This is a genomic window from Marivibrio halodurans (genome assembly GCF_017963645.1).
GTDB lineage: Bacteria > Pseudomonadota > Alphaproteobacteria > UBA8366 > Aestuariispiraceae > Marivibrio > Marivibrio halodurans.
Genome location: NZ_JAGMWN010000014.1, coordinates 94,235 through 100,835, shown reverse-complemented (window position 1 = coordinate 100,835; position 6,601 = coordinate 94,235). Strand labels below are relative to the sequence as shown.

Here is a 6,601-nt window from a genome sequence, read left to right as displayed (position 1 = left end):
GGCCAAAGCACGATCTGGGTGCAGCGGAACAGCGCGATCGTCTTTTCCGGCCGGTCCTCCGCGAAGATGCGGGCGTCCCAGACCTGGGTGGTGCGGCCCTGATGCTGGGCCGTCGCCTCGCAGCACAGCGTGCCCGCGCGCAGCGTTCCCATATGATTGCTCTTGAGTTCGGCCGTGGTGAAACCGGCCGCGCCCTCCGGCAGGTCGGCGTAGGTGCCGTAGCCGCAGCAGGTATCGGCGAGCGCAACGACGCTGGCCGCGTGCAGATAGCCGTTCGGGGCCAGATGGCGCTGGGCGACGACCAGCCGGCCGCGCGCGATCTTTTCGCCGGCTTCCAGGATTTCCAACCCCAGCGTCTCCACGAGGCTGTTGGCGGAACGGCGCTTGATCTCCGCCGGGTCGAGTTTCGGCATGCGGGAATCCTTCCGGGGCGGGCGATAGGGTCAGGCGGCGACGGTCTTCGCCTTGTAGCGGCAGACGTCGGAGACGACGCAAGCCGGGCAATCGGGCTTGCGCGCCTTGCAGATATAGCGGCCATGCAGGATCAGCCAGTGATGCGCATGCAGCAGATAGGGCTTGGGTACCTTCTTCTCCAATTTTTGCTCGACCGCCAGGGGCGTCTTGCCGGGCGCCAGGCCGGTGCGGTTGGAGACGCGGAAAAGGTGGGTGTCGACCGCGATCGTCGGCTGCCCGAAGGCGATGTTCAGCACGACGTTCGCCGTCTTGCGGCCGACGCCGGGCAGCGCCTCCAGCGCCGCGCGCTCGCGCGGAACCTCGCCGCCATGGTCGGCGACCAGGATCTCGGTCATCTTCATGACGTTCTTGGCCTTGGAGTTATAGAGGCCGATGGTCTTGATATGCGCCTTCAACCCCTCCTCGCCCAGGGCCAGCATGTCCTGTGGGGTGGAGACCACCTTGAAGAGGCCGGCGGTCGCCTTGTTGACGCCGACATCGGTCGCCTGCGCGGACAGCGTGACCGCGACCAGCAGGGTATAGGGATTGGTCCAGTCGAGTTCCCCCTTCGGTTCCGGCCGTTGGGCCTGGAGGCGGGCGAAGAAGGTCTCGATCTCGGCTTTTGTCATCTGCGGCATGGATGCGCTACCGGGGCATGGAACGGCGATGGGCTTTGAGGAAGGCGTCGATCGCGTTAGATTACGGACCATGACCGACAAAGCCCACCCGAAATCGGCGATTGCATCGGATTCGGTCCTTGGACCGGGCGCGGCGGCATCCGGATGGGCGGGGAACGGCGATGAATGCGAGGTTTTCCTCGACGCGACGCTCTCGCCCCATCGCAGCTTGTCGCCGGAGGGCTTCCTCGCCCTGATGGTGGCGATCGCGGGGTGTGGATTCCTGATCGGGTTCGCCTTCTTCCTGGCGGGCGCCTGGCCGGTGGCGGGGTTCTGCGGGCTGGAAATCCTGCTGGTCTATATCGCCTTCAAGCTCAATTACCGGGAAAGCCGGCGGCGGGAGCATTTGCGCCTGACGCGTCCCGGCGGGTTGCGGATCGAGCGGGTGGCGCCCGACGGCGCGATCCGGTCCGAGACGATCGAGCCCACCTGGCTGCGGGTCGAGATCGCGGACCCACCCCGGCCAGACAGCCCGCTTCGTCTGACCAGCCATGGCCGGACGACGGTAATCGGCGGTTTTCTCGGCGCGGCGGAGCGGGTCGAGTTCGCCCATGCCCTGCGCCGCGCGCTCGCCGCCTATCGCGCCGCGCCGCCAGCGGCCGATGCCGGTGGCGACGGGTGAGCGGCCGGACGCCGCCGGGCCTCTCCGACTATGCCTTGCTTGTCGCGCTGGCGGCGATCTGGGGCGGCAGTTTCCTTCTGATCAAGCTGGCGGTGGAAACCATTCCGCCGGTCAGCATCGCGGCCGGGCGCACGGTGGTCGCCGCCGCCGTGCTGCTTGTCGCGACCCTGGCGACGGGGCGCTCGCTGCCGCGCGGCGGGCGCGTCTGGGCTTTGATCCTGGCGGTGGCGGTGATCGGCAATGTGATGCCCTTCACCCTGATCGCCTGGGGCGAGGAACGGGTGGATAGCGGGCTGGCCGCCATCGTCATGGGGATCAACCCGCTGGTGACGCTGGCGCTCGCCCATTGCCTGACGGCGGACGAGAAGGCGGGGCCGGGCAAGATCGCCGGCATGCTGCTGGGCCTCGCGGGGGTGGTGGTGCTGATCGGGCCGGGCAAGCTGCTGATGCTGGGGGACGAGACGCTTCGCTATCTCGCCTTCGCGGTCGCCGCGTCCTGCTACGCCAGCGGGTCGCTCATCAACAAGAAGCTCTCGGGGGAGAGTTTCCGGGGCGTCTCGGCGGGCGTCATGATGGTCTCCGCCGCCATCCTGGTCCCGGCCAGCCTGATCCACGACCGGCCCTGGACGATCGATCCGACGATGGAGGCGGGGGTGGCGCTGCTCCTGCTCGGCCTGCTGCCGACGGCGCTCGCCAATCTGATGCTGCTGACCATCATCCGGCGGCAGGGCGCGGCCTTCTTCAGCCAGATCAATTATCTCGTCCCGCTTTTCGGGCTCACCTATGGCGTCGCGCTGTTGGGGGAGGCGCCGCCGGTGGAGGCCTTCGCGGCGTTGGCCCTCATCCTCTCCGGCATCGCCTTCGCGCGGGGTGGAAAGCCCCGCCCGCCGGCGGAACGCGCATAGCTCACGCCCCACCCTCGAGCCGGGTGCCGACCTCCGCCTTCGTCGGCACGGTCAGGCCGGGGAAGTCCGGCCAGACGCGTCCTCGGTTCTGATCGAAGGTCAGGACGCAGGCCTTGAAATCGAGCGAACTCGGATAGCGGCCGCGCTCCTGGAAATCGAGGCATTTGAAGAGATGCGCGCTCGGCAGGGTGAAGTTGATCGCGCAATAGCCGGCGGCCAGACCGTTCGGGAAGGCGCCCGCCTCGGTCCAGGCGCGGCAGCGATCGTAAAGATCGGCGCCCATCGCCGGCCGCTCCGCCGGTTGCTCGCCCGGTGGCTCCATCGGGGCGGCACCGGCCTCGATCGGGGCGGCCAGCAGCGCGCCCGCCGCCAGCAGGCCGGGCACCGGGAAGTGCCGCCCCGGTCCGATACGCCATCGCGCCATCGGCTCTCTCCTCGCTTCGGTTCGCGAGGAAAGATAGCACGATGATGACAATCGACCAGAAAAATGCGCACCCCGTGCGCAAACAGGCCGTGATCAATCGGTGAGGTCGAGCACGTCCGCCATGGAATAGACCGCCGCCGCCTTGCCGCGCGCCCACAGCGCGGCACGCACCGCGCCGGTGGCGAAGATGCCGCGATCACTGGCCTTGTGGGTCAGTTCGATCCGCTCCCCCGGCCCGGCGAAGATGACGGTATGCTCGCCCACCACCTCGCCGCCGCGCAGGGTGGCATAGCCGATGGCTCCTTCCTCCCGCGCGCCGGTATGGCCCTCGCGCGAGAGGATAGCCGCCTCGTCATGGTCGATGCCGCGTCCCGCCGCGGCCGCCCGGCCAAGGCCGAGCGCCGTGCCCGACGGCGCGTCGACCTTGTGGCGGTGATGCATCTCGACGATCTCGATATCGTAGTCGGGGCCCAGCGTCGCCGCGACCTTGCGCGTCAGGCCCAGCAGCAGGTTGACGCCGACCGACATATTGGGCGCATGGACGACGGGCACGTGCCGCGCCGCCTTCTCCAACGCCGCCAGATGCGTCGCGTCCAGGCCGGTGGTGCCGACGATATGGCTGGCCCCCGCCTGGGCGCACAGCCGCGCGATATCCACCGTCGTCTCCGGCGTGGTGAAATCGATCACGGCATCCGATTTGGCGATGGCGACGGCCGCATCCTCGGTGACATAGACACCGTTGGCCTTCAGCCCGGCCAGCAGGCCCGCATCCTGGCCCAGGGCCTCCGACCCCTCGCGCGCGATCGCGCCCTTGAGGTGACAGCCCTCGGCCGCCTCCACCGCATGAATCAGCATCCGCCCCATGCGCCCGGCGGCGCCGATTATGGTGATGGCAAGGGATTGGGTCATGGGTGTTACTCCAGCGATGCGGAACTCCAAGCCATGCGCCTAGCATGATTTGCCGGGGGGTGCACGACCACGCCGCCGGGAATCAGGCATGGCGCTTCAAGCCGTTGACGATCTTGTCGATGATCTTGCGCTCGCCATGCACCGCGACCCCGACGAGGTCGAGCGTCTCCGCGCCGACCGCCGCGACGGCCGCGCGGTTGTCCGCGTCGTTCGTCGTCGCGAAGAGGCCCGCGGTATAGATCGCCGGCGCCAGCCCGCGCGATATGGCGCGCCGCCGTGTGCGGGCGAGTGTCTCGGCCGTCGCCGAGAAGACGAAGATGGGCTCCCGAACCAGGGGCGCGTAGACCGTGCCGTCGCCGTCCCGATAGGGCTCTCCCGCGATCTCCGGCGATTGGCCGACCAGGCCGCCGACAAGGAAGGCGGCGACGTTCAGTTTCTGCCATTCCTGGAGATCGTCGCGGACGGCCAGGGCGAGTTTGGTATCGTAGATCATCGCGATCCTCCATATCCTAGGGGGCGGCGCGCGCCGTAAACGCCGTGCGCCGGTGTTGCATTTCTCCATGAAGAGCTGGCGATGAGTCTTGAACGTTCTTGCGGGCCGGAAGGGACGGACTGGATGCGCATCGCGCCATCCACCGATGCGCTGTTCCTCAGCAGGATCGAGGCGCGGTTCGCCGGGCATGCTTATGATCCGCACCGGCACGATACCTATGCGCTGGGCATCACGCGGACGGGGGTGCAGAGCTTCCGCTATCGCGGGGCCCAGCGTAATGCCGTGGCGGGGGACGTCATTATCCTGCATCCCGATGAGATGCATGACGGGCATTCGGGAAGCTCGACGGGCTTCCGGTATCACATGCTCTATATCGATCCGGGCGCGATTTCGCGGGCCTTGGGGCGGGACGTCGTACCGTGCATCCGTGGTGGGATCAGCCGGGACCGGCGCCTCGCCCATGCCGTATCCGCCGTGTTCGATGAATTGAACCGCCCATTGGAGCCGTTGGAGGCCGTGGACCGGCTATCCGATATCGCATCGGCTCTGAACCGCGTGGCGGATGGCGGCGAGCGGGCGGTGGGATCGGTCGATACCGGCGCGGTGGAGCGGGCGAAGGCCGCGATGCTGGATCATATCGAAACGGGCCTTCCGCTGGAGACGCTGGAGGCCGTCACCGGCCAATCGCGCTTCGCCCTGACCCGGCATTTCCGCGCCCGGCACGGCGTGCCGCCGCATCGCTGGCTGATGGCCCGGCGGTTGGAGCGCGTCTGGTCGGCGGTTCTGGACGGCGCGAGCCTGGCGGAGGCATCGGCGGACGCCGGATTCGCCGACCAAAGCCATATGAGCCGTCAGTTCAGGCGCCGATTCGGCATGTCGCCGGGGGCATGGCGGACGGTCGTGCGAAACGGGCGGGCGCTGGGGGCTATTCCGTCAGATCGTCCCAGAATTCCTTGACCTTGGAGAAGAAGCCCTCGGTCTCCGGGCTGTTCTGGACCTTGGAGCCGCCGCCTTCCTTGCGGAATTCCTCCAGCAGTTCCTTCTGACGCTTGGTCAGCTTCACCGGCGTTTCCACCGCGATCTCGATATACATGTCGCCGCGCTGGCTCGATTGCAGCACGGGCATGCCCTTGCCGCGCAGACGGAACTGCTGGCCGGTCTGGGCGCCCTCGGGGATCTTCACCTTGGCGCGGCCGCCATCGATGGTCGGTACCTCGATATCGCCGCCCAGCGCCGCGTCCGCCATGGCGATCGGCACGCGGCAGGCAAGGTCCGCGCCCTGGCGCTGGAACAGCCGGTGCGGCGCCACGGAGAGGAAAATGTAGAGGTCGCCGGGCGGCGCGCCGCGCACGCCGGCCTCGCCCTCGCCGGCGAGGCGGATGCGGTTGCCGTCCTCCACGCCGCGCGGGATGTTGACCTGAAGCGTCTTGTCGCGGTGCACCCGCCCCGCGCCGTTGCAGGAGCCGCAGGGCTTGTCGATCACCCGGCCCTCGCCCTGGCAGGAGGGGCAGGTCCGCTCGATCGTGAAGAATCCCTGGCTGGTGCGCACCTTGCCGTCGCCGCCGCAGGTCTCGCAGATGACGGGCTTCGCGCCCTCGGCTGCGCCGGACCCCTCGCAGGTCTCGCAGGTGACGGAGGTGGGAACGCGGATATCGATCTTCCGACCCTGGAAGGCGTCCTCCAGGCTGACTTCGAGATTGTAGCGCAGGTCGGCGCCGCGCGGGCTCTGCCGGCCGCCGCGCCGGCCGCCGCCCATGAAGTCGCCGAACATCTCCTCGAAGATATCGGTGAAGCCACCGAACCCGGCGCCGCCGCCACCGCCGCCGCCGAAGCCGCCCTGCTCGAATGCCTCGTGGCCGAAGCGGTCGTAGGCGGCGCGCTTCTGATCGTCCTTCAGCGCCTCATAGGCCTCGCCGACTTCCTTGAACTTGCGCTCGGCCTCCGCGTCATCCGGATTGCGATCCGGATGGTATTGCATCGCGAGCTTGCGATAAGCGCTCTTCAGCTCGTCCTTCGAGGCGTTCCGGTCGACGCCCAGGATCTCGTAGTAGTCGCGTTTCGCCATCGATCCGCTGTCCCCGTCACTTCAACGCCCGTGGTCCCTCTCCCGGATGCCGA

9 protein-coding genes are annotated in these 6,601 nt (G+C 68.3%); 3 read left to right on the top strand and 6 right to left on the bottom strand.

What is annotated here, in order from left to right; translation table 11 throughout:
* Together KAJ83_RS18970 and nth are read right to left on the bottom strand one after the other, a co-directional pair.
* On the bottom strand, window positions 1-413 hold a 413-nt coding region (locus KAJ83_RS18970; RefSeq protein ID WP_210683706.1), incomplete at its 3' end, for a PaaI family thioesterase.
* Between the two features lie 30 nt (window positions 414-443).
* Complete coding sequence (gene nth / locus KAJ83_RS18965; protein WP_210683710.1) at window positions 444-1,082, bottom strand: endonuclease III; 639 nt, start codon at window positions 1,080-1,082, stop codon at window positions 444-446.
* Window positions 1,083-1,161: 79 nt separating this feature from the next.
* On the opposite strand from nth, the gene KAJ83_RS18960 reads away from it, so the two are divergent.
* Both KAJ83_RS18960 and KAJ83_RS18955 read left to right on the top strand, forming a co-directional pair.
* Window positions 1,162-1,752: a DUF2244 domain-containing protein gene (locus tag KAJ83_RS18960; protein WP_210683705.1), complete on the top strand. Its 591-nt coding sequence runs from the start codon at window positions 1,162-1,164 to the stop codon at window positions 1,750-1,752.
* On the top strand, window positions 1,749-2,657 hold the full coding sequence (locus KAJ83_RS18955; RefSeq protein WP_210683704.1) for a DMT family transporter: 909 nt from the start codon (window positions 1,749-1,751) through the stop codon (window positions 2,655-2,657). The genes KAJ83_RS18960 and KAJ83_RS18955 overlap by 4 nt, the downstream gene beginning before the upstream one ends.
* A 1-nt stretch (window position 2,658) precedes the next feature.
* Here KAJ83_RS18955 and KAJ83_RS18950 read toward each other — a convergent pair whose 3' ends face one another.
* The 3 genes from KAJ83_RS18950 to KAJ83_RS18940 form a co-directional block, all read right to left on the bottom strand.
* Window positions 2,659-3,081, bottom strand: coding sequence for a hypothetical protein (locus tag KAJ83_RS18950; protein WP_210683703.1), 423 nt, complete (start codon window positions 3,079-3,081; stop codon window positions 2,659-2,661).
* Window positions 3,082-3,174: 93 nt separating this feature from the next.
* Window positions 3,175-3,990, bottom strand: a complete 816-nt coding sequence (gene dapB / locus KAJ83_RS18945) for a 4-hydroxy-tetrahydrodipicolinate reductase (protein ID WP_210683702.1) — start codon at window positions 3,988-3,990, stop codon at window positions 3,175-3,177.
* A gap of 82 nt (window positions 3,991-4,072) precedes the next feature.
* The gene (locus tag KAJ83_RS18940; protein WP_210683701.1) at window positions 4,073-4,483 is read right to left on the bottom strand and encodes a DUF2000 family protein; all 411 of its coding nucleotides are present in this window, start codon (window positions 4,481-4,483) and stop codon (window positions 4,073-4,075) included.
* A gap of 81 nt (window positions 4,484-4,564) precedes the next feature.
* Here KAJ83_RS18940 and KAJ83_RS18935 point away from each other — a divergent pair, with 81 nt between their 5' ends.
* Window positions 4,565-5,440, top strand: coding sequence for an AraC family transcriptional regulator (locus KAJ83_RS18935; protein ID WP_210683700.1), 876 nt, complete (start codon window positions 4,565-4,567; stop codon window positions 5,438-5,440).
* Here the strand turns inward: KAJ83_RS18935 and dnaJ are convergent.
* Window positions 5,409-6,548 (bottom strand): molecular chaperone DnaJ, encoded by a 1,140-nt coding sequence (gene dnaJ, locus KAJ83_RS18930; RefSeq protein WP_210683699.1) that lies wholly within the window; start codon window positions 6,546-6,548, stop codon window positions 5,409-5,411. The two genes, KAJ83_RS18935 and dnaJ, sit on opposite strands and share 32 nt — an antisense overlap.
* Between the last annotated feature and the right edge of the window lie 53 nt (window positions 6,549-6,601).

Coding starts and splice junctions, on each gene's coding strand:
- nth (WP_210683710.1), bottom strand. CDS start 1,082: ATGACAAAAGCCGAGATCGAGACCTTCTTCGCCCGCCTCCAGGCCCAA.
- KAJ83_RS18960 (WP_210683705.1), top strand. CDS start 1,162: ATGACCGACAAAGCCCACCCGAAATCGGCGATTGCATCGGATTCGGTC.
- KAJ83_RS18950 (WP_210683703.1), bottom strand. CDS start 3,081: ATGGCGCGATGGCGTATCGGACCGGGGCGGCACTTCCCGGTGCCCGGC.
- dapB (WP_210683702.1), bottom strand. CDS start 3,990: ATGACCCAATCCCTTGCCATCACCATAATCGGCGCCGCCGGGCGCATG.
- KAJ83_RS18940 (WP_210683701.1), bottom strand. CDS start 4,483: ATGATCTACGATACCAAACTCGCCCTGGCCGTCCGCGACGATCTCCAG.
- KAJ83_RS18935 (WP_210683700.1), top strand. CDS start 4,565: ATGAGTCTTGAACGTTCTTGCGGGCCGGAAGGGACGGACTGGATGCGC.
- dnaJ (WP_210683699.1), bottom strand. CDS start 6,548: ATGGCGAAACGCGACTACTACGAGATCCTGGGCGTCGACCGGAACGCC.